Raw genomic sequence first — 22,868 nt, forward strand, 5'->3', positions numbered from 1 at the left:
ACGTGGAGCCCGTGCTCGCGGCCTACATGGATGCGTACGGAGTCAAGAACCCACCGTCGCGGTAGTGCCCGAACGCGGCCAGCGCGACGCCGAAGCCAAAGTCCAGATCACACAGTGCCCGCCGGCACCCTCACCCAGCCCTCCATCAGCACCCGCGCGCTGCGGCTCATGACCACCTTCCCGATGCGCCATGCGCCGTCCTGCTCGCTGGCGGTGGCGCCGACCTTGAGCGTGCCGGAGGGGTGGCCGAAGGTGACGCTGTCGCGTGTACCGCCGCCGGCACACAGATTCACCACTGTGCCGGGAATGGCCGCGGCACTGGCGATGGCCACGGCGGCGGTGCCCATCATGGCGTGGTGCAGCTTGCCCATGGACAGAGCACGGACGTTGAGGTCGATGTCGGCTGCGTCGACCGTCCTGCCGCTGGAGGCGGTGTAGCCCTTCGATGCCGCGCAGATGGCGACCTTCGGGGTGTGCTGGCGGGCGGCGGCCTCGGATGCGTCCGCAATCAGGCCCATGCGCACCGCGGCATGGGCACGAATGGTCTCGAAGCGTGCCAGCGCCGCCGGGTGGTCGTTGATGGCCGGCTGCAGCTCAGTGCCGTCGTAGCCCAGGTCTTCGGCGCGCAGAAACACTGTCGGGATGCCGGCGTTGATCATCGTGACCTCGAAGGTGCCGACGCCCGGAACCTCCAGCTCATCCGTCAGGTTGCCGGTGGGGAAGACCGCTTCTCCTTCGTCGATGGGGCTCACGAACTCCACAGGGACCTCGGCGGCGGGAAAGGTCACGCCGTCGAGCTCGAAATCGCCGGTCTCCTGTACCTGACCGTGGCTGATCGGCACATGATTGACGATGGTCTTGGCGATGTTCTGCTGCCAGACGCGCACAGCGCAGACGCCGTTGTCGGGGATGCGGGCCGGGTCCACCAGGCCGTTCGCAACGGCAAAGGCGCCGACGGCCGCACTCAGGTTGCCGCAGTTGCCGGACCAGTCGACGAAGGGCTGATCGATGGACACCTGGCCGAACAGATAGTCCACGTCGTGCCCCGGCCGCTCGCTCTTCGACAGGATCACGGTCTTGGAGGTGCTCGAGGTGGCGCCGCCCATGCCGTCGGTGTGCTTGCCATAGGGGTCCGGGCTGCCAATCACGCGCAGCAGCAGCCGGTCGCGGGCCTCGCCGGGCACCCGTGCGGCCTCGGGAAGATCCGTCAGCTTGAAGAAGACGCCCTTGCTGGTGCCGCCGCGCATGTAAGTGGCGGGGATCTTGATTTGGGGTGGGTGGGGCATGCGGTGAATCCTCTTGACGGAAGGGCATCGTCAATCACGCCATACACCTGGGATTGACGCACCCGCAGGGTTGCGTGGCCTCAACCCGGCCTACGCGCCTCGGGATGGCTTCTGCGGGGGAAGCCGCGCGTAAGTCCCGACCACGTGCGCAACGGGCCGGTCGTCGCCCTCGGAGAACAGGGAAACCTCGCCCACGATCAGCGTGCGGCCGACCTTGAGCAGCCGGCACTCGCCGATGATGTCGCGATCGCCGGCCGGCATGCGCAGGAAGTTGGTCGTGAGATTGGTGGTGGCCACGTCCGTGGTGAGTCCCAGTTCCCCGCACAGGGCCACGTAGAGCCCCACATCGGCCACGGCCATCAACACGGGGCCGGACACGCTGCCGCCGGGCCTGAGCTCATCGAAGCCGATGGCATGGCGGACCCTGGCGCCGCCGTCACCGACGGCCTCCACCATGACCTTGGTCTGCGGAAACTCGGCGGCCAGAAAGGCCGCCAGCTCTGCCTTGGTGGGCATCTGCGTCGGGGGTCAGGCTACCGCCGCCAGGAAATCCTGCGCGAAGCCCTGCAGCACACCGCCCGCGGCGTAGACCCGCACCTCCTCCGCGGTGTCCAGCCGGCAGGTGACCGGGATCTCCACCCGCTCGCCGCTCGCGCGGTGCATGACCACGGTGAGCGCGGCCTGCGGCGCCGGCGTGCCGAGCACGTCGAAGGTCTCGCTGCCGTCGATGGCGTAGGTGTGCCGGCTCTCGCCGTCTTTGAACTGCAGCGGCAGCACGCCCATGCCGACCAGGTTGGTGCGGTGGATGCGCTCGAAGCCCTCGGCGAGGATGGCCTCGACGCCGGCCAGGCGCACGCCCTTGGCGGCCCAGTCGCGGGAGGAGCCCTGGCCGTAGTCCTTGCCGGCGATGATGCAGAGCGGCTGGCCGCGGTCCATGTAGGTCTCGATGGCCTCCCACATGCGCACCTGCTCGCCGTCCGGCTCCAGGCGGGCCAGCGAGCCCTGGATCACCCCACCGCTGTCGTCCCGCACCATCTCGTTGAACAGCTTGGGATTGGCCAAGGTCGCGCGCTGCGCCGTCAGGTGGTCGCCGCGGTGGGTGGCGTAGGAGTTGAAGTCCGCTTCGGCCAAGCCCATCCGCGCCAGGTACTCACCGGCGGCGCTGGTGGGCAGGATCGCGTTCGACGGGGACAGATGATCCGTCGTGATGTTGTCGCCGAGCACCGCCAGCGGGCGCATGCCCCTGAGCGCGGGCTCCCGGGCCAGGGCACCTTCCCAGTAGGGCGGACGACGGATGTAGGTGCTCATCTCGCGCCAGGCGTAAAGCGGGCTCTCGGCCTGTTCCCGGGCGCTGACCGTGAACATCGGTGTGTAGACCTGCTGGAACTGCTCCGGCTTGACGTAGGTCTCGACGATGGCATCGATCTCGTCGTCCGACGGCCAGATGTCCGCCAGCCGGACCGGGCGGCCCGCGGCATCGGTGCCGAGCGCATCCTGCTCGATGTCGAAGCGAACGGAGCCGGCGATGGCATAGGCCACCACCAGCGGCGGCGAGGCCAGGAACGCCTGCTTCGCATACGGGTGGATGCGGCCGTCGAAGTTGCGGTTGCCCGACAACACGGCGGTGGCGTAGAGATCGCGGTCGATGATCTCCTGCTGGATGGCCGGGTCCAGCGCGCCGGACATGCCGTTGCAGGTGGTGCAGGCGAAGCCGACGATGCCGAAGCCGAGCGCTTCGAGCTCCGGCAGCAGGCCGGCGGCTTCCAGGTACAGCTTCGCGACCTTGGACCCCGGTGCAAAGGAGGTCTTGACCCAGGGCTTGCGGGTCAGCCCCAGCGCATTGGCCTTGCGCGCCAGCAGCCCCGCCGCGACGACGTTGCGCGGATTGGAGGTGTTGGTGCAGGAGGTGATGGCCGCGATGATCACGGCGCCGTCCGGCAGCCTGCCCGCCGCCTCCTCGGCCTTGGCCTGGCTCAGATCCACCGCGATGCCGCGCTCGGCGAGCGCGCTCGTCGGCAGCCGCCGGTGTGGGTTGGACGGGCCCGCCATGGTGCGGCCGACGCTGCTGAGATCGAATTCCAGCATCCGCTCGTACTTGGCGCCGGACAGGTCATCGGCCCAGAGCCCGGCGGTCTTCGCGTACTGCTCCACCAGCGCCACCTGCGCCGGCTCGCGGCCGGTGAGCCTGAGATAGGCGAGGGTCTGCTCGTCGATGTGGAACAGGCCGGCGGAGGCGCCGTACTCCGGCGTCATGTTGGCGATGGTCGCCCTGTCCCCGATGGTGAGCGAGCGGGCGCCGTCGCCGAAGAACTCGAGCCAGGCGGAGACGACCTTGGCGTCGCGCAGAAACTCGGTGAGCGCCAGCACGATGTCCGTCGCCGTGATGCCGGGCTGGCGCTGACCGGTCAGCTTGACGCCGACGATCTCCGGCAGGCGCATCATGGTGGGCCGGCCGAGCATCACGGTCTCCGCCTCCAGCCCACCGACACCGATGGCGATGACGCCGAGGCAGTCCACGTGCGGGGTGTGGGAGTCGGTGCCGACGCAGGTGTCGGGAAAGGCAACAGCACGCCTGCTCCGATCCGGCTGCACCTGGATCACCGGCGACATCTTCTCCAAATTGATCTGGTGCATGATGCCGTTGCCGGCCGGGATCACGTCCAGGTTGTCGAAGGCGGTCCTGCACCAGTCGATGAAGTGGAAGCGGTCCGCGTTGCGCCGGTCCTCGATGGCGCGGTTCTTCTCGAACGCATCCGCATCGAAGCCCGGCGCCTCCACGGCCAGGGAGTGGTCCACGATGAGCTGGGTCGGCACCACGGGGTTGACCTTACCGGGATCGCCGCCCTGCTCCGCGATGGCATCGCGCAGGCCGGCCAAATCCACCAGCGCCGTCTGGCCCAGGATGTCATGGCAGACCACCCGCGCCGGATACCAGGGGAAATCCAGCTCGCGCTTGCCCCCGATGATCTGCTTCAGCGCGTCGGTCAGCAGCGCCGGGTCGCAGCGGCGCACCAGCTGCTCGGCGAGCACGCGGGCGGTGTAGGGCAGCCCGGCGTAGGCACCGGGCTGGATGGCATCGACAGCCTCACGGGCGTCGAAATAGTCGAGCTCGGTGCTCGGCAGGGGCTTGCGGTATTGGGTGTTCATCGTTCCTCGGGTTCTCGCGCGACGAGCCGCAACGGCCTTGGATGTCCGGGGCGGGCAGGCGCCGCCCCGCAGGGCGTCCGCGCTCGTCAGCGCTCGTCGATGGGCGGCCAGGCCCGCGGCTTCGGACCGATGTAGTTGGCGCTCGGCCGGATGATCTTGTGATCCCGGCGTTGCTCCAACACGTGCGCCACCCAGCCCGTGGTGCGGGCGATGACGAAGATCGGCGTAAACAGCGCCGTCGGTATGCCCATCTGCGCATAGGACACCGCCGAGAACCAGTCCAGGTTCGGGAACATCTTTTTCAGGTCCCACATGACCCGCTCCAGCCGCGCCGCGACCTCGAACATCCGCATGTCGCCGTTGGCATCCGACAGTCGATGCGCCACCGCCTTGATCACTTCGTTACGCGGATCCGAGACCGTGTAGACCGGATGGCCGAAGCCGATGACGATCTCCTTACGTCCCACCCGCTCGGTGATGTCGGCTTCCGCCTCGCGGGCATTGGCATAGCGATTCTGGATCTCGCAGGCCACCTCGTTCGCGCCGCCGTGCTTGGGGCCGCGCAGCGCGCCGATGGCGGCGGTGATGCTGCTGTAGAGGTCGGAGTCGGTGCCGGCGACCACCCGTGACGTGAAGGTGGACGCGTTGAATTCGTGCTCGGCGTAGAGGATCAGCGACGTGTGCATGGCACGAACCCACTCGGCGCTGGGCGGCGTACCATGCAACAGGTGCAGGAAGTGGCCACCGATGGAGTCGTCTTCGGTCTCCACGTCGATGCGCCGGCCGTTGTGGGCGAAGTGATACCAGTAGAGCAGCATCGAGCCGAAGCTCGCCAGCAGCCGATCGCCGATGTCGCGGGCGGCGGCCATCGGCATGTCCGGGGTTTCCGGCTCCAGGCAGCCGAGCACCGAGCAGCCGGTGCGCAGCACGTCCATCGGCTGCGCCGACGGCGGCAGCTGCTCCAGACTGGTCCTGAGCGCCGCCGGCAGGCCACGCAGGCTGCGCAGCTTGCGCTTGTAGGCCGCCAGCTCGGCGCGGCTCGGCAGACGCTCGTGGATCAGCAGGAAGGCGACTTCCTCAAACTCCGCACGGTCGGCGAAGTCGAGAATGTCGTAGCCGCGATAGTGCAGGTCGTTGCCGGTGCGCCCGACGGTGCAGACGGCGGTGTTGCCGGCGGCAACCCCGGATAGGGCGACGGCCTTCTTCGGTTTGGGCTTGGGCTTGGACTGGTCATCGGGATTGTTCATGGGGCCCCTCCTCAGTGGTGGTACGCGCCTGCGGCGACATGCAAGCTTAACCGGGATGGGCAGATCTGCGCGCGCCGCGAAACAGCACTCCAGCCCCCTGCGGAGTCCACCCCCGAGCTTGCCACACACGCTCCGTTACCCGCCCGAGACATCACCCGACGGCCGTCCCGACGCCCGCTTTGCGCATCGCGGAATCCGCCCCGGCGGCGACGCGTCCCGGGTCGGTGGCCGCGGCACGACGAACAACACTTGCAAAAACAGGCTTCAAGCAGTCTTCATAGCCGCATGCGCTGCCCAGTTGGCGTGTCTCCCGGCCGTCGACGCTCACAATGCGGTATGCAAAATCGGTGACCGACCGCTTGACAGGGCGGCTCCGTACTATTCCACCGATTTAGCCAAAACTTCTAAGAGACTCTCTAGGCAGTTTCCCCAAGCAGTCGCCGCACTTTGTAGAACACAAGTCTTGCACAGCATCTGTGGATAACTCTGTGGAAGAAGCTTGTGCAAAGGGCTTAAGTGCCTGAGTCAACGATGTCGGCGTCAGTCTGACCAATTTCTGGACACACCTGTGATGCATTCAAAAAACAATAAGTTATAGTGCTTTTCGCAGAATGAATGGAAACTTCCTACTGGAAACGCCTAAGGCCCGACAAGCATGGCGACGTCTGTGCATAACCGTTGCCAATGGCTAACAGCGGAGGACGCACCAAGCTCAGCTTTCTTGACCTGTCTCAATGTCTATCTCGGCCCGGCTCGTCCAGCCCCGCAGCTGCGCGCGCAGCTGGTAGTACACGCCACCCACCAGCTCGTGCATGGCGTAGTAGCTCGCATGGAAGGCGGCCGCCTGGGGCAGCCACTCCCGCCAGCGGTCGTCGCGCCCGCCGTCCCCCGCATCGAGCCGCCGGGAGCCGGAGACGAAGTAGGTGGGCGCCGGCACCACCTCGATGCCGGCGCGCTCGAAGGCGGCCATCGCCCGCGGCATGTGCCAGGCATCCGTCACCAGCAGCACGCGGCGGACACCCGCCTGCCGGAGCAAGGGCGCCGTCAGCATGGCGTTCTCCCAGGTGCTGCGGCTGCGCTCTTCGAGCACGGCCACGGGGACACCCAGCTCTTCCTCCAGAAACCGCCGCATCGCAGGGCCCGGCGCCCGCGCGCCGGCACCGCCGCTGATGTAGATGGGCAGGCCCGTGCGCCGGTGCAGCCAGGCGGCATAGCGGCTGCGCTTCATGCTGTTGACGCCCACCGTGTGGCCACCGTACTCCGGCGCATCCGCGTACACTGCTGCCCCCAGCACCACGATGGCCCCGGCGCCCGTCTCATCGACGGCCGCAGGCGGCAACGCCGGATAGGCCTCCACGAGCCGGATGAGCGGCCCCGCAAGTGCGGGCAGGCTCATGATCAGGAGCAGGCTCCAGGCGAGGAACAGCACCAAGCGCCCCAGGGTACCGCGCACCAGCACGAAGGCGACGGCCAGCAGGACCAGCAGCAGGCCAGGGGGCAGCAGCAGCTGCTTCAGGACCGCGTAGGCGTCCATGGGGGACAAGCGCAGGAGACTGGGCAAGAAACCGGCATCGGTCGGGTCAGCGCAGCGTGATCCCGCCCGGCGGTGGCCGCAAGCAGCCGCACGAGCCGCGCTGCTCGGGACGCACGCCAGCCCCAGGACCCGCTCTAGGCATCGCGGTCCGGCGGGTCCTCAGCCTGCTCGCCGTGCGCATCCTGCGCGGCACCGGCGAAGCGCATGAACACCAGGCTCGGAAAGACGGCAATGGCGCCGACACTCAGGAGCGCCACCGCGTAGAGGGCGTACCCAAGGCTGGTGCGGCGCGCGACGATCACCAGCAGCCCCGCCGCCAGCAAACCGGCTGCGCCGAGCTTCACCGCCTGCCCCACGCCCGCCGCGGCGGCATCCGCCGTGACTTCCGCCGGCGCGAGCGCCGACAGCAGCAACAGATTCACCACAAGCATCAGCGCCGTATTCGGCAGCGAGAAGGGTGCATAGCCGAAGCGCCGCAGCGCAGACCGGTTCACGGCATAGACGCTGCGCAGCAGCGCCATGAACAGCGCAAAGGCGAGCAGCAGCCAGAGCCAGGCCATGGGAGCCCTACCCGCGGGTGCCGCCGACCACGCCCCGGCGCGGCCTCAGCCCTGCGCCGCCAGCGCCTGCGCCTGCTGATCGGCGTGGTAGGAGGATCGCACCATGGGACCGCTCGCCACCGCGGAGAAGCCCATGGCCTGCGCATCGGCACCCAGGGCGTCGAACTCCTCCGGGGTCCAGAAGCGCTTCACCGGCAGGTGGTCCCGACTCGGCTGAAGGTACTGCCCGAGGGTGAGCATGTCGCAGCCATGGGCGCGCAGGTCGCGCATCACGGCAAGCACCTCGTCCCACGCCTCGCCCAGGCCGAGCATGAGCCCGGACTTGGTGGGGACACCGGGGTGACGTGCCTTGAACGCGGCGAGCAGATCCAGGGAGCCCTGGTAGTCCGCCCCCGGGCGCGCCTCGCGGTACAGGCGCGGCACCGTCTCCAGATTGTGATTGAACACATCCGGCACCGCGGCGTCGGTGAAGGCGTCGAGCGCCCGGGCCTCGCGACCGCGGAAGTCCGGCACCAGCACCTCCAGGCGGATGTCGGGGCAGCGCGCCCGCACCGCGCGCAGGCAGGCGGCGAAGTGCCCGGCGCCGCCATCGCGCAGGTCGTCCCGGTCCACGGAGGTGATGACCACGTAGCGCAGCCCCATGCGGGCGATGGAGGCGGCGAGGTTCTCCGGCTCCGCCGCATCCAGCGGCTGCGGCCGGCCGTGGGCCACATCGCAGAACGGGCAACGCCGGGTGCAGATGTCGCCCAGGATCATGAAGGTGGCCGTGCCATGGCCGAAGCACTCGCCCAGGTTCGGGCACTGCGCCTCCTCGCACACGGTGGCGAGGCCGGTCTCCCGCAGCAGCCGCTTGATGCGGCTCACCCCAGGCCCGGTGGGCGCCTTGGCGCGGATCCAGCGCGGCTTGCGCGGCACCTCCCCGGTGGGCTCGATCTTCACCGGAATGCGCGCGACCTTGTCGCGGCCGCGCTGATGGGTTTCGGGCGAATAACGGGATGGGGCTTCGAGCGGGCTCGCGTCAGGCATGCGGGACTCCGGAAGGCTGGGGGCATTGTGATCTGGCACCCGCGACTCGCACGGGCAGGGCTGCAGGGTTGGACCCGCGGCGGGGACGACAGTTTAACAGCTCCCGATTGCCCCCCGCCGGCAGTTGCGGCGCAGTCCTTCAACCGCCCCGCCCAGCCGATCGGCAGCGCGGACCTTGGCTTGAGCGACGCCCCGTGCTGGTATGGCGCAAAGATCTCTGCCCACCGGTTCAGCACGATGCAGATGCACCTGCCCGCAGCCCGATCCCGCCCCACGCCCAACTGGGCGCCGCTCCTGCTGGCGCTGCTGCTGCCGCTCACGGCGGACTCTGCCGACTTCGACTTCGAAGGCCATGCCATCGTCCGCGACGACGGCAGCCTGCTCATCGGCAACCGGGTGGTGCACCTGTTCGGCATCTACCTGCCGGAGACCAACCGGCAGTGCCGGCGCTGGATCTCGCCGGTGCGCTGCGGCGAGCGCGGCGTGCTGGCGCTGGATTTCATCGTGCAGGGCTTCATCCGCTGCGTGGAGCGGGCCCGCAACGCCGACGGCAGCCTCGCGGCCACCTGCTGGCAGGGGCGCACCAGCTTCGACCCGGGCATCGATCTGGCGGCCTATCTCATCGAGCGCGGCTGGGCCCTGGCGCTGCCCAATGCACCCTTCGAGTATCACGCCATGGAGCGCATCGCCCGTGCCCGGGAGCTCGGCGTCTGGGGCTGGCCAGTGGATGCCGTCACCGAGCCGCGGCGCTGAGACAGGCATCTGCGGCGCCGCGCCGGCGGCTCATCCACGGGTGCCCGCTCGGGACCTGCGCCGAAGATGCGCGCGGTGGCGCAGCGCAACGCTGCCGAGAACCTGCGGCGGGAGAGCACTTGCTGTCGGCGGACTGCAGTCCGCCCGCCCCGGGTTGCCGACTGAAGTCGGCGTACCCGGGGCCGGCCTCGCGACTTGCGCAGCGCTGCACTACTCCTCGGGCGCGAAGGTCAGAGACACCGAATTGATGCAGTAGCGCTCGCCAGTGGGCCGCGGCCCGTCCGGGAAGACATGCCCAAGGTGGGAGCCGCAGCGGGCGCAGTGCACCTCGGTGCGGACCATGCCATGGCTCTTGTCCGTTTCGGTTGCGACGGCGCGGTCGGCGGCGGGCTGCCAGAAGCTCGGCCACCCGGTGCCGGAGTCGAATTTGTGCGCGGACGAAAAGAGCTCTGCCCCGCAGCCCGCGCACAGATACCGCCCCGTCTCCTTGGTGGCCCAATAGGCGCCGGAGAAGGCGGGCTCGGTGCCGTGCCGCCGCAGCACCCGATACTGCTCGGGCGTCAGCTCGGCGCGCCATTCGTCATCGGTCTTCTCGATCTCGTCGCTCATCTGGGTCTCCTCTGAAAACCTTCGGGGACGCCCCAGGCCCGGATCATCGGTCACAACGGGGCGCCGCGGGGGATGGCGGGGGATGGCTGAGAACGGCATTCGGTTGTGACGGCGGGCGCGCCGCCGCTATACTGCCCGGCCCACTGAGGCAGCCCTGGTTGATGATTCCAACGGGCTGAAGATACAAGGAAATCCAGCCATGCACGTCAGCTCGTTCCAACCGCCGCCGCGTACACTCATGGGGCCTGGCCCCGCCGATGTCCACCCGCGCGTCACCGCCGCGCTGGCGAGACCCACCATCGGTCACCTGGACCCCGCCTTCGGCGCCATGATGGAGGAGCTGAAGGGCCTGCTGCGCTACGCCTTCCGCACGGACAACCCGCTCACCATGCCCGTCTCGGCGCCGGGCTCCGCCGGCATGGAGTGCTGCTTCGTCAACCTGGTGGAGCCGGGGGACAAGGTCATCGTCTGCATCAACGGCGTCTTCGGCTCGCGCATGCGCGAGAACGTGCTGCGCGCCGGCGGCGAGGCCGTGGTGGTAGAGGACGACTGGGGCCGCGCCGTGGACCCGCAGAAGCTGGCGGACGCCCTGGTGGCCCACCCGGACGCCAAGCTGGTCGCCTGCGTGCACGCAGAGACCTCCACGGGCGCCTGCTCGGATGTGAAGACGCTGGTGGAGCTCGCACACCGGCACGGCTGTCTCGCCATCGTCGACGCCGTCACCTCCCTCGGCGGCTCGCCGCTGGAAGTGGACGCCTGGGGCATCGACGCCGTCTACTCCGGCAGCCAGAAGTGCCTGTCCTGCACGCCCGGTCTGGCGCCCGTGAGCTTCAGCGAGCGCGCCCTGACCAAGATCACCGCCCGCAGCACGCCGGTGCAGAGCTGGTTTCTGGACCTGAACCTGGTCCTCGGCTACTGGCAGGGCGCAAGCGGCAGCGGCAAGCGCGCCTACCATCACACGGCGCCCGTGAACGCCCTCTACGCCCTGCACGAGTCGCTGGTGATGCTGGCCGAAGAGGGCATCGAGCGGGCCTGGGCGCGGCATCGCCGGAACCACCTGGCTCTGCGCGCCGGGCTCACGGCCCTGGGCCTGGAGCTGGTGGTGCCGGAGGCGGAGCGGCTGCCACAGCTGAACGCCGTCGCCGTCCCGGGCGGCATCGACGAGGCGGCGGTGCGGGCGCGACTGCTGGAGACTTACAGCCTTGAGATCGGCGCCGGCCTCGGCGCCCTCGCCGGCAAGGTCTGGCGCATCGGCCTCATGGGCTGGTCGAGCCGCGCCGAGAATATCCTGCTGTGCCTGGGAGCACTCGGCAGCGTGCTCGCGGACATGGGCCACGCCGCGGACACCGGCGCGGCGCTGCACGCCGCCCAGGCCGAGCTCGGCGCCGGACGCGGGCACTGAGCGCAAGGGTCGGACCCCAACGCACCCTTGCGCAAGCAACCCCCCCGCACGGGCGGCGGTCGCCGCAACCGCCCACTGCTGCCGCGGCTGGTGATGGCCGTCGCCGCCATCGGCCTGTTCCTGGTGGCCTACCAGTGGGGCAACCAGTATCGCGTCGGCGGGGATGCGCCGCCCGTCATCGGCGGCGTGCTGATCCGTCCCGCGCAGTCGCTGCCAGATTTCGTGCTCACCGACACCCAGGGTGAGCCCGTGGGCCGCGGCGCCCTGCTTGAGCACTGGAGCCTGCTCGCCTTCGCGAGCCTCGCAGACGCCGGGGCTCACCGCAGCATCGCCCGCCTGGTGGAGGTCTACAACCGCCTCGCGGACGCACCGGACCTGCGCCGGCGCCTGCGCCTCATCATCGCCACGGCGGATGCGGCGCCGGGCCTGGCACGGGACTTCGAGCGGCTGTCACCGGCCGTCGCCGTGCTGAGCGGGAACCGCGCTGCGGTTGCGGACCTCGCAACCGCCCTGGGCGCAGACCCCGACACGGCCCTCGCCGGCGCTGCCGACGCACCGCCGACCCTGTTCCTGCTGGACCCGGACGCGGAGCTGGCAGCGCTCTTCCCCGGCAGCCAGGCGCCGGCCATGATCGCCGAGGACGTCGCGGCGCTGGCGCAGCACCACGCGCGCCGGAAATGAGCCCCGCGTCTCGCTCAGCACCGGGTGGGCTGCGCTCGGCGCGCGAGGAGCTGTTCGTGGCCCTGCAAACCGTGCTGCCGCAGCATCCGCTGTCGCGGTTCATGCAGGCGCTGACCCGGCTGCCCGCGGGTGCGCTGACGACGCTGGCTGTCCGCGCCTTCGTGCGCGCCTATGGGGTTGAGCTGGACGAGGCCGCGGCGTCGAGCCCCCAGGCCTATCGGACCTTCAACGCCTTCTTCACCCGCGCTCTGCGCGCCGACGCCCGACCCCTGGACCCGCGCCCGGCCGCCCTGCTGGCGCCGGCGGACGGGCACATCAGCGAGATCGGCCGGCTCGACGGCGACCGCATGCTCCAGGCCAAGGGCCGACACTTCGACGTGGGCACGCTGCTCGGCGGCGACCCGAACCTGGCCGCGACCTTCGCCGGCGGCGCCTTCGCGACCATTTACCTGGCGCCGCGGGACTATCATCGGGTGCACATGCCGCTCACCGGGACGCTGCGCGACATGCGCCATGTGCCGGGCCGGCTCTTCAGCGTCAATGCCGTCACCGCCGCCCGGGTGCCGCGGCTCTACGCCCGCAACGAGCGCGTGGTCTGTCTCTTCGACACCGCGGCCGGGCCGCTTGCGGTGGTGCTGGTGGGGGCCATCTTCGTCGGCGGCATCGAGACCGTCTGGCACGGCCCGGTCACGCCACCCCGCGGCGCCCGGCTGCATCGAATCCCGCCACCGCACCAGCCGCCGCAGTTGGAGCGCGGCGCCGAGCTCGGGCGCTTCAACATGGGCTCCACGGTGATCCTGCTGCTGCCCCCGGGCCGGGTCAGCTGGCTGGCGGAGCGCACGGCGCGCGCGCCCGTGCGCATGGGCGAAGCCCTGGGCCTGCTGACAGGCATCCACAGCCAAGCGCAAGCAGGCTGACAGCCACACAGAAGGCTCCGCAACGCGATGCTGCCGGGTTGTCACCAGCACCCGGTGCTGCGGTGCGGAAGAGCTGAGGCCAGGCGACCCGATTCTGTGCCACTGGCGGACTGAAGTCCGCCTGCCCGGGGGTGCCGAACAGAAGTCGGCAGATCCGGGGCGGCCTTACCCGGTGCCGCAGTGCTGCAGCGGGATGCCGTCGGTGGGAGGCGTGCCGGGCGCCGTCCATGGACCCCGGCAACAGCTCCATGTCGCGCTCAGCGACGCTCCGGCACGGGCGGCATGGGCGAGAACTGCGGTGCCCACATGGGCGCCGGCCGACTCGGCTCCAGCGGCCGCGGCGCCACCGGCACCACGAAGGTGTTCGGGCCGGCATAAGGCATGGGCTGCATGGGCCGACGTGCGGGCACTTGCATGGGCTGCTCGGCCATCGGCTGCGGCTCCGCCTCTGCCGCCGGTGCCGCCACGGTGGCCGCGGGCGCAGCCGGCGCCTCAGGCTCGGCCGCGGCCGCAGGCTCGGCGGGGGCGGCGGGCTCTGCGGGAGCGGCAGGCTCGGCCGGCGCAGCGGCCTCGGCCTGGGCCGGCTGCGCCGGCGCAGGCTCGCTCGGGGCTGCCGGCATCGCGGGGGCCGGGGCGGGCTCGGCCGCGGGCTCAGGCTCGGCGGCTGCTGTGGCGGGCTCGGCCGGGGCGGGCTCCGCTTCTGCGGCCTCGGTCGGCGCGGGCTCGGTCGGTGCGGCCTCGGTTGGCGCGGCCTCGGTCGCAGCTGTCTCTGCCGGCGGCGCCTCGGCGGCGGGCTCCGCTGCTGCCGCTTCTGTCGCAGGCTCGGCGGGGGCTTCGGCAGGCGCCGGCTCGGCCGCGGCCGTGTCGGCGGCGGGCTCCGCAGGTGCGGCCTCGGCCGCGGGCTCCGCCGAAGCCTCGGCCGCAGGCTCAGGAGCGGTTTCCGCTGCGGCGGCGGCCGGTGCGTCTGCCGGCGCCTCTGCTGCCGCGGGCTCCGGTGCGGGCTCAGGTGCGGGCGGTGCCGCCACCGCGACGCTGCCGATGGGTGCGAGGTTGGCCGCCACGTCCTCGGGCGGAACGGTCTCGGGCTTGCTGGCGGCCTGTCCCAGCAGCAGATAGGCGCCACCGACCACCAGGAAGGCGACGGTGCCTTTCACCATCAGGGTCCCGATGTCGTCGGTGAAAATCGTGGAGAACTGTTTTGCCAGCCAGGACAGTGCGTTGCTCACGGTCGTGTTCCTCTGTTACGGCGATGTGCTTTTCGTTCGTGAAATCCGGGTGGAATCTGGTGGTAACACCTGGCGCTGCATGCGCTGGAGCGGTGTGGTCCTTGACAGGCGCCCCGCCCTGCTCCCGGCCGGGCGCGGCGCCGGCGGCTTGGGGCGCTGAAGCAAGCCTCCGGAGGTGGCCTGCTGTCCGGCCCGTTGCTGAAGGGTGGCATCCGGCGCGTCGCCCCCGAGCGACTGAGACGGGCAGCGGCGCCGGAGCGCGCCCTCCCGTGACCGACTCATGCCGCTGCGGGCTCGCGGGCGCCGTACGCTGCCTGAACCGCGGCGCCGATGCAAGGGCCGGGCGGCAGCAGCCGACTGAAACCAATGCCGTTGCGCCGCATGCGACAGGCCGCAGGGGCTTGCTCGACCGGGCACTTTGCGGCTGCATCAGCGTCGGCGTCGCCAGCCGTCAGACGCACCGGTCGTCCGGCCCGGTGGGATTTGCGGTCAGGTGCGTGCAAAATCCACCCGCCCGGGCATGGAATTGCCTGATCGGGGCCGCGCCCGCAACGGCGAGGCTCAGCCCGCGGGCGCCTGCACGCCGTGGTCGGCGAGCCAGCGCACGTCGAGCCGCCAGTCCACGCGCTCCACGTCCGGCTGACCAAGTATGAGCGTCTGGGCGCGTTTCTGGTGCTCGATGAGCTCCTGCTGGGCGGCCACCATCGCCGGGTCGTCCTGGTCCTTGCCCGCGAGCTCCGGCTTGACGATCTCCAGAAAACGCATGGCCGGCACCTCGAAGGAGCGCGGGGTGGAGATGACGGCGACGCCATCGTCGTAATCGACGACGCGGAACCGGTAAACGTATTGAGAGAGCGCCGGATCGGATTCGAGGACGGCATTGAGCTCGGCAGCGCGCGGGTTCCAGCTGGCGCTGATCCACCATGCGAGGAGCCCGACGATGATGACGACGAGCGCGATGCTGTAATTTCGGGTGAAGGTATCCATAAGCAGGTTGTGCGGTCGCTGTTGGCTGAAGGCGGATGCTGCGGTCGCAGGCCGCGCTGATGCGTCGCACTGTGCCCGGACCAAGGGACCCGACGCCATGAAGAACCGCAACAGCCGTGAATGCCCGCAGCCCGGGCGCAAGCACCAGTGCCTATGAGCTCCCACGCCGACGCCACCATCACCGCCCCGTCCGCACCACTGGACGGCCCGCGCCTGCTGCACTGCTGGCATGGTGCCGCCGCTGCGCTGCTCGGCCAGCGCGGTCGCCTGGATCAGGCCAACGTCTTTCCGGTGGCGGACGGGGATACGGGCACCAACATGGCCGCGACCCTGGCCGAGGCCGTCGCCGCCTGTGCGCCCCTCCCCCACGCCGGGCAGCTGCAGGATGCCCTCGCCGCCGCGGCCCTGGGGTCCTCGCGCGGCAATTCCGGCATCATCCTGGCCCAGTTCCTCGGCGGCCTCGCGGCGGGCCTCGACGGCACCGCGCAGCTGGACGCCCGCGCTTTGGCCGCGGCGGCGGGTCCGGCCGTGGCGAGCGCCCGGGCCGCGGTGGCCGAGCCCGTGGAGGGCACCGTGCTGACGGTGATGGCCGCCTGGGCCGAGGCCCTGACGGCGGCCTGCCCCGACGGCACGCAACCTGATCTGGCCGCGGTGCTGGCACAGGCGCGCGACGCCGCCGCCGCGGCGCTGGCACGCACGCCGACCCAGCTGTCGGCGCTCGCGGACGCCGGCGTCGTGGATGCCGGAGCGGACGGCTTCGTCTGCCTGCTGGGCGGTTTCTGCGCGGCGCTGGCCACGTCGCCGGAGGCGGACGATGCGCTGCCGGATGCCGACGCCCCGCTGCCGGCGACCCTGCATGCCGACCACCATCCGGCACGACTCCCCGCCCCACCGTCGCTGCGCTGGTGTACCGAGATCCTGCTGGAGGACACGGCAGCAAGCCCCGAGCAGGTACGCGCGGCACTCGCGGACCTGGGCGATTCCGTCATCGCCGCAGGCCGGGCGCCGCGGCTCAAGGTGCACCTGCACACCAACGACCCGCACCTGGCCGCAGCCCGGCTGCGCGCGCATGGTCGGCTCGGCCCGCAGAAGGTCGAGGACATGCGTCTTCAATATGCCGCCCACCATGGCCCGGCAGCGGCGGTCGGCCTGGTGACGGACAGCGCCTGCGATCTGCCCGCGGCGCTGCGTGAGCGCTTCCAGGTGCACGAGGTACCGCTCACCATCCAGTGGCAGGAGCATGAGTACATCGACGGCCGCACTCTGACCGCCTCGGACTTCTATGCCGAGCTCGGTCGGCTGCCCGTGCATCCGCGCACCTCGCAGCCGCCGCTGACGCGCTTCGAGCGCCTCTACGGCGACCTGCTGGATTGCCACGAGCACCTGCTGTCCCTGCACCTGTCGGCGCGTATGTCCGGCACCTTCGGCGCAGCGCGACTGGCGGCGGAGCGCGCCGGGCGCGGTCGGGTACACTGCATCGACACCCGCCGGCTGTCGGCGGCCCTGGGCCTGGTGGTCCTGGGCACCGCCGAGGCCCTGGCCGACGGCGCAGGGGTGCAGCGCGCCCGCGCCATGGCCGCCGACCTGGCCACGCGCACCGAGATGTTCGTGGTGGTGGCGAGCCTGGAGTCCATGGTCCGCGGCGGGCGCATCAGCGCCGGTGTCGGCCGGGCGGCGCGCGTCAGCGGCCTGCGGCCGCTGGTGTCGGTGAGCCAGGCGGGAACCGCAGCCATCAGCGGCGCGGCCTTCTCGGTTGCGGGCCTGGAGCGGCAGATGCTGGCACGCCTGCGCCGCGGTCGCCGCCGCCACGGCGCACCGGCGCGCTGGGCCGCGGTGCATGCGGCGGCCGCCCCGGCGGCAGCGCGCATCACCGCTGAGGCCGCGGACCTGCTCGGCAGCGAGCCGGCCTGGGTGATGGAGACTGCGCCGATCCTCGGGGCACACGTGGGTCTGGGCTCTTACGGCATCGCTGTGACCTGGCGCTGAGCGCCCGGCGCCGGCGCGGCGTCAATCTCTAACGGCAAGGCACGAGCCGGCACGAACCCCATCATGACCCAAGACAATTTGAACAAGCTGGTGCTGCTGACCCTGGTGGCAGTCATCTCGCTGCTCTTCCTCGGCATGATCGCCCAGTTCCTGATGGCCATCTTCATGGCCGGACTGTTCGCGGCGCTGACGCAGCCCGTCTTCCACTGGCTCACCAGGCTCTTCGGCGGCAACCGCTACCTGGGGGCTGCGGTGAACCTGCTGCTGCTGGTGATGGTGGTGCTGCTGCCGGTGACCCTGCTGGCGGGCATCTTCATCGCCCAGGCGGTGGACGTGGGCCGGTCCTTGACGCCCATCGCGGTGCAGTTCGTGCGCGAGCCCGAGACCTTCGTCACCTGGCTGCACAACCTGCCCTACTACCAGGAGGTCATGGCCTACGAGGACACCCTCAAGGACAAGCTGGTCCAGTCCATCGAGGCGGCCGGCAGCTTCCTGGTAGGCGGGATCTCGGTGGTCGCCATCGGCACGGCCAACCTTGTCTTCATGGCGCTGGTGTTCCTCTACACGTTCTTCTTCTTCCAGCTCGATGGGCATAAGGTGGTGCACGCCATCCTCTACTACCTGCCGCTGGAGGACCGGGTGGAGCGGCGCCTGCTGACCAAGTTCACATTGGTGACCCAGGCGATGCTCAAGGGCACCTTCCTGATCGGGCTGCTGCAGGGTGCGCTGGCGGGCATCGCCTTCGGCGTCGCCGGGGTACCGCATGCGGTGTTCTGGGGCACGGTGATGGCGGTGCTCTCCATCGTGCCCGGCATCGGCTCGGCGGTGGTGTGGGTGCCGGCGTCCATCATCCTGGTGGTGCAGGGCAATGTGGTCGCCGGCGTCGGCCTGTTCGTCTTCTGCGCCCTGGTGGTGGGCAGCATCGACAACCTGCTGCGACCCATCCTGGTGGGCAAGGACACCAACATGCACGAGCTGATGATCTTCTTCGGCACCCTGGGCGGGCTCTTCACCTTCGGCATGGCGGGCCTGCTCATCGGCCCGGTCATCGCCTCCCTGTTCCTCACCATCTGGGAGATCTACGGCGAGGCCTTCCGCGATGTGCTGCCCGAGGTGGGCGAGGAGACCATGGAGGCCCCCGCCCACGCCATCGCCGAGGACGGCCCCTACGATGACGAGACAGCCGCGGCCATGGCCGCGGTGCTGGCGGCGGTCAAGGAAGAGACCGATGCCGGCGACGAAAACCGGACAAACGAACCAACACCGGGAGAGCAGCAGACCGACTCCACCTGATCGTCCGGGAGCCCTAGCGGTTCCGGTGGCTGCCGGCCCATCGTATCGGAGACCTCCTGGGTCGGCTGTCGGGCTCCGAGCTGCGCGAGATGAGCGTCGCTCTCAAAGACTGGCTGGCGCTGGACACCGGGTGACGGGCGCTGGCCGGGCGGTGGATTCGGCGTTGCCAGCGGCGAGCACTTGGCAGGCTCCCAATCGCCGATCCTTGCTGCAGCCTATGGCGCCGGGGCCGTGTGCGCCCACACGCGCGTGGTAACGGAGCGCGCCGACCCCATCCTTGGCGAACTGATGGCCGGCCGTACCTGACCAACAGACCGGGGACGCGTGCGGCCCCGCAATGACCTTGGAGTCTATTCATGCAGATCGCTCAGAGCTCGACAGCGCTTCGGCCGGAACCGCTCCGGCCAAGCGGAAACCCGGAGACCTCGCAGCACGATGACGCGCCGCTGAACATGGACTTCGCCCAACGGGTCGTCGTCGAGACCGGCCGCCAGGATTGGATCCCGAGCCCGAGCGAGACCGTCTGGCGCAAGCCGCTGGAGCGCGAGGCCGCGGAGAGCGGACACACCACCAGCATCGTCCGCTTCGGCGCCGACGCGTACTTCCCGGAGCACACGCATCCACTGGGGGAGGAGCTCCTCGTGCTCGAGGGGGTGTTCTCTGACGAGCGCGGCGACTACGGACCCGGCACCTATATCCGCAATCCGCCGGGCTCCAGGCATTCGCCGTTCAGCCGCGAGGGCTGCGTCCTGTTCGTCAAGCTGGACCAATTCGACCCCTGCGACACCGCAACCGTGCGCATCGCGACCCACACGGCCGCATGGCTGCCCGGGCAAGGCGGGCTCAAAGTCATGCCGCTGCACGACTTCCGCGGCGAGCACACGGCGCTGGTCCAATGGCCGGCGGGCGAGCGCTTCCAGCCGCACACCCACTTCGGCGGCGAGGAAATCCTGGTACTGTCGGGGGAATTCAGGGACGAGCACGGCAACTACCCGGCCGGTACCTGGACCCGGGCGCCGCACCTGAGCCGGCACTACCCCTCCGTCGACGAGCCGACCATCATCTGGGTGAAGGTCGGGCACCTGCCCGTCTGAGGCCCGCGCGGTACCGAAAATCAGGTACTGACCCTGCCGCATCGCTACAAAATCGTCTCGGACGACGAGCCGGCAGGGACTGGGAGCGCCGGCTTCAGCCGGCTTCGCGTGCCGGGGGCTCGATGCCCCCGGCACACCGCGCCGCCAGCATGGAGACTGCGTGAAGAAGCAAGACGGCTCCGAAGGCCAAGGCTGTCCGCATCATGGCTTACAACGCCTGCCAGCGGCTAACGTCTACTGCAGCCCGCGCCAAGCTGCGGCCACGCGCGAACCGCGAAGCGCCGGCCGCAGTTTGGCGTCGGGCTGCCGGACTGGTGGGGCACCCGATGAGTGCTAGTGGAAAATTGTGCATATTGCGAGGCGAGCACTTCATGTTACATGTGAGACCCCGGTCTCTCCTCGGTCTCTCCTGATCATCCACCAATCTCCGGGACTGACAGAGCTTGGCAAATCTTCTTCACAAGTCGATTAGGTATTTCGGAATGCCGGGGAACAGCTTCCACCATTCCTGTGTTTGGATTACACCACAAGGAATGGGATGATCCTTCCCTCTTGAGGTAGCAACCGTAACGGCGAAGGTGACGTAGGAACGCGCCTCTCTTCACCCAACCGTCACCGTCTCTCGTTCAGCATCCGGCGGCAACCCTTTGAGCGCGTCCTCTCTCCGATCCGACAAAATGAGCTCTATCGCGCTTGCGAGACTCTGTTGCGCCTCTTCTTTCGTGCGACCCTGGCCGTTCGCTCCAGGAATTTCCGGGCAGTAGGCAATGTACCAGCCCTCATCTCGCTCAAAAATTGCCGAGTAAGTATTGCTCACTGTGGCACCTCATATTTGTCCTAGGGTCAGGTCTTGTCTTTTGCATCGGGCGCCCTTCGGGCGATCCGGCTGACCTGCCCGTAGTGTAGTCCGAAGAACGCGCCGATCTCCTTCAGCGTGTAGCCCCCGCTCGCGTACGCTGCGGCGATCGCCTCATCTCGATCGCCATAGGTGCGGGCGTACTCGACTAGCGGCTTGGGCCTTGGGCGGCGCTGGGCGCGCGGGACTTCCGTGAGATCGCGGTCGGGCGGCAGCTTCCGCCGAACGCCTTCGACGAAGGTCTCCGAGCCGAGAAAGATCTGGTGTCGGAGCTGTTCCCAAGGCCCCGGCTCGCCGATGCCATCCTCGACAAACTTGCGATAGGCCGAGACCGCCGCGCGCTGGGTCCTCCCGAACGTCGAGAGCAACCAGTCCCGAAGCAGCCACGGCGGACAGGGTGCTTCTCCCAGCGTGGCCCGATAGCTGCTCCAACGCCAATCCTCGGGCCGCGCCACCATCCGCGCGCGGACCGGATTCAGCACCACGTAACGCGAGAGCTCCGTCAGATATGGCTCCTTCTGCACGATGATCGCCTTGTAGCGCCCTTGAAAGACGTGCCCGCAGCGTCCGTGCTGCGCGTTGAATCGCTGCGTGTAGACACCGTTCAGTTGGCGCATCCCCTTGGAGAGATTCCCGTCCGGCGTCTCGACCAGTAGGTGGTAGTGGTTGGTCATCAGGCAGTAGGCGTGCGCCCACCAGTTGAAGCGCTCGCACACCTCCCCGCACACCGCCAAAAACGCTTGTCGGTCGGTGTCGCCTCGGTAGATGTCCTCCCGCCCATCACCGCGCGAGGTGACGTGGTAGAGCGCTCCGGGAAGCTCGATGCGCAACGGCCTTGCCATGCTCAAAGGCTAGCAGGCCCGGCGCAAAATACAAGACCTGACCCTGTCTTTGCCCTGTCTTCCCTGACCCTGTCTTCCCTGACCCTGTCTTCCTGTTAGCGTTTTACTTTTCGATTTGAGCTAGGATCTGAATAATGGGCTCACTCAACCGCTTGGGCGCGACCTTGCAACGCGTGGCCCTATCACCTTTCGCTCGGAGCCTTTCCCAAAACAAAGAATCACCCGGGTAGTGCGCATGGCCAAGTTCGTATTTATAGCCCACCAGACAATCAAGCTCAGAGTTGCACAACCTTGCTAACGTGAGATGAAAATAGTACATGGCCCCTGCTTTGGTGGGTGGCCTATCTAGCGTTATCTGAAGGTATCCGATTTCATCATGGTCCCGCCATGATTCCCCCGCCAAGTTACCCGCATTTTCCACTTGCCTATGAAGTTGTTCATTCTTATCACTAATTGGTGAAATCAACACCTTCCTGCCATCCAATTCCAGAGCATCTCGCAACTTGATAAGCCATGTTAGTAGCCGTTCACGGGACCTTGTAAATATAACGTATTGATGCCTGCTCTCTGCCGCCAATTCCCTTGGAATATCCAAATAGACAGTTGACAAGAATCGATGCACGTATATGTAGTTTCTCCTGAGGCCATCCGAACTAGTTCTTGTTGTTTCAGTTAAGGCATTCCTCGCCCACTCTTCGTCAACCGCAGCCTCGTCAACTTTTTCTACATTGATCGAAACCAAAGGAAACCCTAGAGTCTTACAGAACAGCGCCTTTGAAAACTCGAATTTGTGCGTATATTCAACCTCTATTCCGGCGAGAACAACTCGTGACTTACCAACTACCGCACCAAGGATTGCAATATCTAATCGGTATTCTGTGCCAAAAGGTGTCTTGAGCGGATACTCTTTTTGAATGTCTTCCGCTCCCGCTAGTAAGTCACCGCTCAAAGTGAAATCGGAAATTTCTGGATCGATAAATGCCCATGGTAAATGTCCGCCGCTAGACATCCACTCAACCAAGAGCAAATAAATAGCATCTTTCGCCTTTCTGTGCTTTGAACTTTCAAGAGAACCGGAATATCGGGATGTTATTTGAGCGCTTACTTCAGACTTGATGCCTTTGCCGCTCGCTCTAGGATAATGACGAAAATGCGCAACCCTGGGCTTGCCATTCTTCTTCGCTGCGCCCCAACTTACCCAATATACGAGTTCGTGATCATGGTCCACTAGAGGTGCCAACTTTCTGGCATGTGCATGACTCTTGACTTCGGTCGCGCATACGACCTCTCCAAAATATCCGTTCTCTGCAGAATATACCCTCAGTGCTTCACGCATTCTCTTTTGCTCCGGCGTAGGGACTCCGGTTACCCGGAGCCCCCGCCACAGACCCGGACGTGCGGTTTTCCCGCATCCGGTTCCTC

The 22,868-nt window shown here is 68.3% G+C and carries 21 protein-coding genes; 7 read left to right on the forward strand and 14 right to left on the reverse strand.

Annotation, left to right across the window (positions count from 1 at the left end; all coding sequences use genetic code 11):
• Window positions 1-107: 107 nt before the first annotated feature.
• From prpF to lipA, 7 genes are all read right to left on the reverse strand, one after another.
• Window positions 108-1,286, reverse strand: coding sequence for a 2-methylaconitate cis-trans isomerase PrpF (prpF, locus tag QZ607_RS23370; RefSeq protein WP_295887985.1), 1,179 nt, complete (start codon window positions 1,284-1,286; stop codon window positions 108-110).
• A 90-nt stretch (window positions 1,287-1,376) separates the two neighbouring features.
• Window positions 1,377-1,802, reverse strand: coding sequence for a PaaI family thioesterase (locus QZ607_RS23375; protein WP_295887986.1), 426 nt, complete (start codon window positions 1,800-1,802; stop codon window positions 1,377-1,379).
• A 12-nt stretch (window positions 1,803-1,814) separates the two neighbouring features.
• On the reverse strand, window positions 1,815-4,433 hold the full coding sequence (acnD, locus tag QZ607_RS23380; protein ID WP_295887987.1) for a Fe/S-dependent 2-methylisocitrate dehydratase AcnD: 2,619 nt from the start codon (window positions 4,431-4,433) through the stop codon (window positions 1,815-1,817).
• Window positions 4,434-4,519: 86 nt separating this feature from the next.
• The gene (gene prpC / locus QZ607_RS23385; protein WP_295887988.1) at window positions 4,520-5,680 is read right to left on the reverse strand and encodes a 2-methylcitrate synthase; all 1,161 of its coding nucleotides are present in this window, start codon (window positions 5,678-5,680) and stop codon (window positions 4,520-4,522) included.
• 712 nt (window positions 5,681-6,392) lie between these two features.
• Window positions 6,393-7,214 carry a YdcF family protein gene (locus QZ607_RS23390; protein ID WP_295887989.1) on the reverse strand — a complete coding sequence of 274 codons (822 nt, stop codon included), beginning with the start codon at window positions 7,212-7,214 and terminating at the stop codon, window positions 6,393-6,395.
• 134 nt (window positions 7,215-7,348) lie between these two features.
• Window positions 7,349-7,774 (reverse strand): hypothetical protein, encoded by a 426-nt coding sequence (locus QZ607_RS23395; RefSeq protein ID WP_295887990.1) that lies wholly within the window; start codon window positions 7,772-7,774, stop codon window positions 7,349-7,351.
• A gap of 45 nt (window positions 7,775-7,819) precedes the next feature.
• On the reverse strand, window positions 7,820-8,800 hold the full coding sequence (lipA, locus tag QZ607_RS23400) for a lipoyl synthase (protein WP_295887992.1): 981 nt from the start codon (window positions 8,798-8,800) through the stop codon (window positions 7,820-7,822).
• A 237-nt stretch (window positions 8,801-9,037) separates the two neighbouring features.
• Here lipA and QZ607_RS23405 point away from each other — a divergent pair, with 237 nt between their 5' ends.
• Window positions 9,038-9,553, forward strand: a complete 516-nt coding sequence (locus QZ607_RS23405) for a nuclease-like protein (protein WP_295887994.1) — start codon at window positions 9,038-9,040, stop codon at window positions 9,551-9,553.
• A 210-nt stretch (window positions 9,554-9,763) separates the two neighbouring features.
• Here QZ607_RS23405 and msrB read toward each other — a convergent pair whose 3' ends face one another.
• Window positions 9,764-10,162: a peptide-methionine (R)-S-oxide reductase MsrB gene (gene msrB / locus QZ607_RS23410; protein ID WP_295887995.1), complete on the reverse strand. Its 399-nt coding sequence runs from the start codon at window positions 10,160-10,162 to the stop codon at window positions 9,764-9,766.
• 199 nt (window positions 10,163-10,361) lie between these two features.
• On the opposite strand from msrB, the gene QZ607_RS23415 reads away from it, so the two are divergent.
• The 3 genes from QZ607_RS23415 (at window position 10,362) to asd (ending at window position 13,162) form a co-directional block, all read left to right on the forward strand.
• Window positions 10,362-11,564 (forward strand): alanine--glyoxylate aminotransferase family protein, encoded by a 1,203-nt coding sequence (locus QZ607_RS23415; protein ID WP_295887996.1) that lies wholly within the window; start codon window positions 10,362-10,364, stop codon window positions 11,562-11,564.
• A 27-nt stretch (window positions 11,565-11,591) separates the two neighbouring features.
• Window positions 11,592-12,245: a hypothetical protein gene (locus QZ607_RS23420; RefSeq protein WP_295887997.1), complete on the forward strand. Its 654-nt coding sequence runs from the start codon at window positions 11,592-11,594 to the stop codon at window positions 12,243-12,245.
• 101 nt (window positions 12,246-12,346) lie between these two features.
• Window positions 12,347-13,162: an archaetidylserine decarboxylase gene (asd, locus tag QZ607_RS23425; protein WP_295888017.1), complete on the forward strand. Its 816-nt coding sequence runs from the start codon at window positions 12,347-12,349 to the stop codon at window positions 13,160-13,162.
• Between the two features lie 257 nt (window positions 13,163-13,419).
• On the opposite strand, the gene QZ607_RS23430 is transcribed toward asd, so the two are convergent.
• Both QZ607_RS23430 and QZ607_RS23435 read right to left on the reverse strand, forming a co-directional pair.
• Complete coding sequence (locus QZ607_RS23430; RefSeq protein WP_295887998.1) at window positions 13,420-14,388, reverse strand: hypothetical protein; 969 nt, start codon at window positions 14,386-14,388, stop codon at window positions 13,420-13,422.
• Window positions 14,389-14,949: 561 nt separating this feature from the next.
• On the reverse strand, window positions 14,950-15,375 hold the full coding sequence (locus QZ607_RS23435; RefSeq protein WP_295888000.1) for a hypothetical protein: 426 nt from the start codon (window positions 15,373-15,375) through the stop codon (window positions 14,950-14,952).
• A 153-nt stretch (window positions 15,376-15,528) separates the two neighbouring features.
• On the opposite strand from QZ607_RS23435, the gene QZ607_RS23440 reads away from it, so the two are divergent.
• From QZ607_RS23440 to QZ607_RS23450, 3 genes are all read left to right on the forward strand, one after another.
• Window positions 15,529-17,361 carry a DegV family protein gene (locus QZ607_RS23440; protein WP_295888002.1) on the forward strand — a complete coding sequence of 611 codons (1,833 nt, stop codon included), beginning with the start codon at window positions 15,529-15,531 and terminating at the stop codon, window positions 17,359-17,361.
• Between the two features lie 63 nt (window positions 17,362-17,424).
• Window positions 17,425-18,654 (forward strand): AI-2E family transporter, encoded by a 1,230-nt coding sequence (locus tag QZ607_RS23445; RefSeq protein ID WP_295888005.1) that lies wholly within the window; start codon window positions 17,425-17,427, stop codon window positions 18,652-18,654.
• Between the two features lie 452 nt (window positions 18,655-19,106).
• Window positions 19,107-19,748, forward strand: a complete 642-nt coding sequence (locus tag QZ607_RS23450) for a cupin domain-containing protein (RefSeq protein WP_295888007.1) — start codon at window positions 19,107-19,109, stop codon at window positions 19,746-19,748.
• Window positions 19,749-20,161: 413 nt separating this feature from the next.
• On the opposite strand, the gene QZ607_RS23455 is transcribed toward QZ607_RS23450, so the two are convergent.
• From QZ607_RS23455 to QZ607_RS23470, 4 genes are all read right to left on the reverse strand, one after another.
• Entirely contained in the window at window positions 20,162-20,353 is a 192-nt protein-coding gene (locus QZ607_RS23455) for a type II toxin-antitoxin system HicA family toxin (protein ID WP_295888009.1), read from the reverse strand.
• Window positions 20,350-20,565 carry a type II toxin-antitoxin system HicB family antitoxin gene (locus QZ607_RS23460; RefSeq protein ID WP_295888011.1) on the reverse strand — a complete coding sequence of 72 codons (216 nt, stop codon included), beginning with the start codon at window positions 20,563-20,565 and terminating at the stop codon, window positions 20,350-20,352. Before QZ607_RS23460 ends, QZ607_RS23455 begins: the two co-directional genes overlap by 4 nt.
• A 26-nt stretch (window positions 20,566-20,591) precedes the next feature.
• Window positions 20,592-21,446, reverse strand: a complete 855-nt coding sequence (locus QZ607_RS23465) for a transposase (protein WP_295888013.1) — start codon at window positions 21,444-21,446, stop codon at window positions 20,592-20,594.
• Between the two features lie 103 nt (window positions 21,447-21,549).
• Window positions 21,550-22,868: hypothetical protein (locus tag QZ607_RS23470; RefSeq protein ID WP_295888015.1), on the reverse strand; the 1,319-nt coding region annotated here is incomplete at its 5' end.

Origin of the sequence: uncultured Thiohalocapsa sp., from assembly GCF_913063425.1 — a bacterium.
Lineage (GTDB): Bacteria > Pseudomonadota > Gammaproteobacteria > Chromatiales > Chromatiaceae > Thiohalocapsa.

Excerpts from the sequence above, each read along its gene's own strand:
- QZ607_RS23390 (WP_295887989.1), bottom strand. The coding sequence starts at position 7,214 with ATGGACGCCTACGCGGTCCTGAAGCAGCTGCTGCTGCCCCCTGGCCTG.
- QZ607_RS23405 (WP_295887994.1), top strand. The coding sequence starts at position 9,038 with ATGCAGATGCACCTGCCCGCAGCCCGATCCCGCCCCACGCCCAACTGG.
- QZ607_RS23375 (WP_295887986.1), bottom strand. The coding sequence starts at position 1,802 with ATGCCCACCAAGGCAGAGCTGGCGGCCTTTCTGGCCGCCGAGTTTCCG.
- QZ607_RS23465 (WP_295888013.1), bottom strand. The coding sequence starts at position 21,446 with ATGGCAAGGCCGTTGCGCATCGAGCTTCCCGGAGCGCTCTACCACGTC.
- msrB (WP_295887995.1), bottom strand. The coding sequence starts at position 10,162 with ATGAGCGACGAGATCGAGAAGACCGATGACGAATGGCGCGCCGAGCTG.
- QZ607_RS23435 (WP_295888000.1), bottom strand. The coding sequence starts at position 15,375 with ATGGATACCTTCACCCGAAATTACAGCATCGCGCTCGTCGTCATCATC.
- prpF (WP_295887985.1), bottom strand. The coding sequence starts at position 1,286 with ATGCCCCACCCACCCCAAATCAAGATCCCCGCCACTTACATGCGCGGC.
- asd (WP_295888017.1), top strand. The coding sequence starts at position 12,347 with ATGCAGGCGCTGACCCGGCTGCCCGCGGGTGCGCTGACGACGCTGGCT.
- QZ607_RS23440 (WP_295888002.1), top strand. The coding sequence starts at position 15,529 with ATGAGCTCCCACGCCGACGCCACCATCACCGCCCCGTCCGCACCACTG.
- lipA (WP_295887992.1), bottom strand. The coding sequence starts at position 8,800 with ATGCCTGACGCGAGCCCGCTCGAAGCCCCATCCCGTTATTCGCCCGAA.
- prpC (WP_295887988.1), bottom strand. The coding sequence starts at position 5,680 with ATGAACAATCCCGATGACCAGTCCAAGCCCAAGCCCAAACCGAAGAAG.
- QZ607_RS23450 (WP_295888007.1), top strand. The coding sequence starts at position 19,107 with ATGGACTTCGCCCAACGGGTCGTCGTCGAGACCGGCCGCCAGGATTGG.
- QZ607_RS23415 (WP_295887996.1), top strand. The coding sequence starts at position 10,362 with ATGCACGTCAGCTCGTTCCAACCGCCGCCGCGTACACTCATGGGGCCT.
- acnD (WP_295887987.1), bottom strand. The coding sequence starts at position 4,433 with ATGAACACCCAATACCGCAAGCCCCTGCCGAGCACCGAGCTCGACTAT.
- QZ607_RS23445 (WP_295888005.1), top strand. The coding sequence starts at position 17,425 with ATGACCCAAGACAATTTGAACAAGCTGGTGCTGCTGACCCTGGTGGCA.
- QZ607_RS23395 (WP_295887990.1), bottom strand. The coding sequence starts at position 7,774 with ATGGCCTGGCTCTGGCTGCTGCTCGCCTTTGCGCTGTTCATGGCGCTG.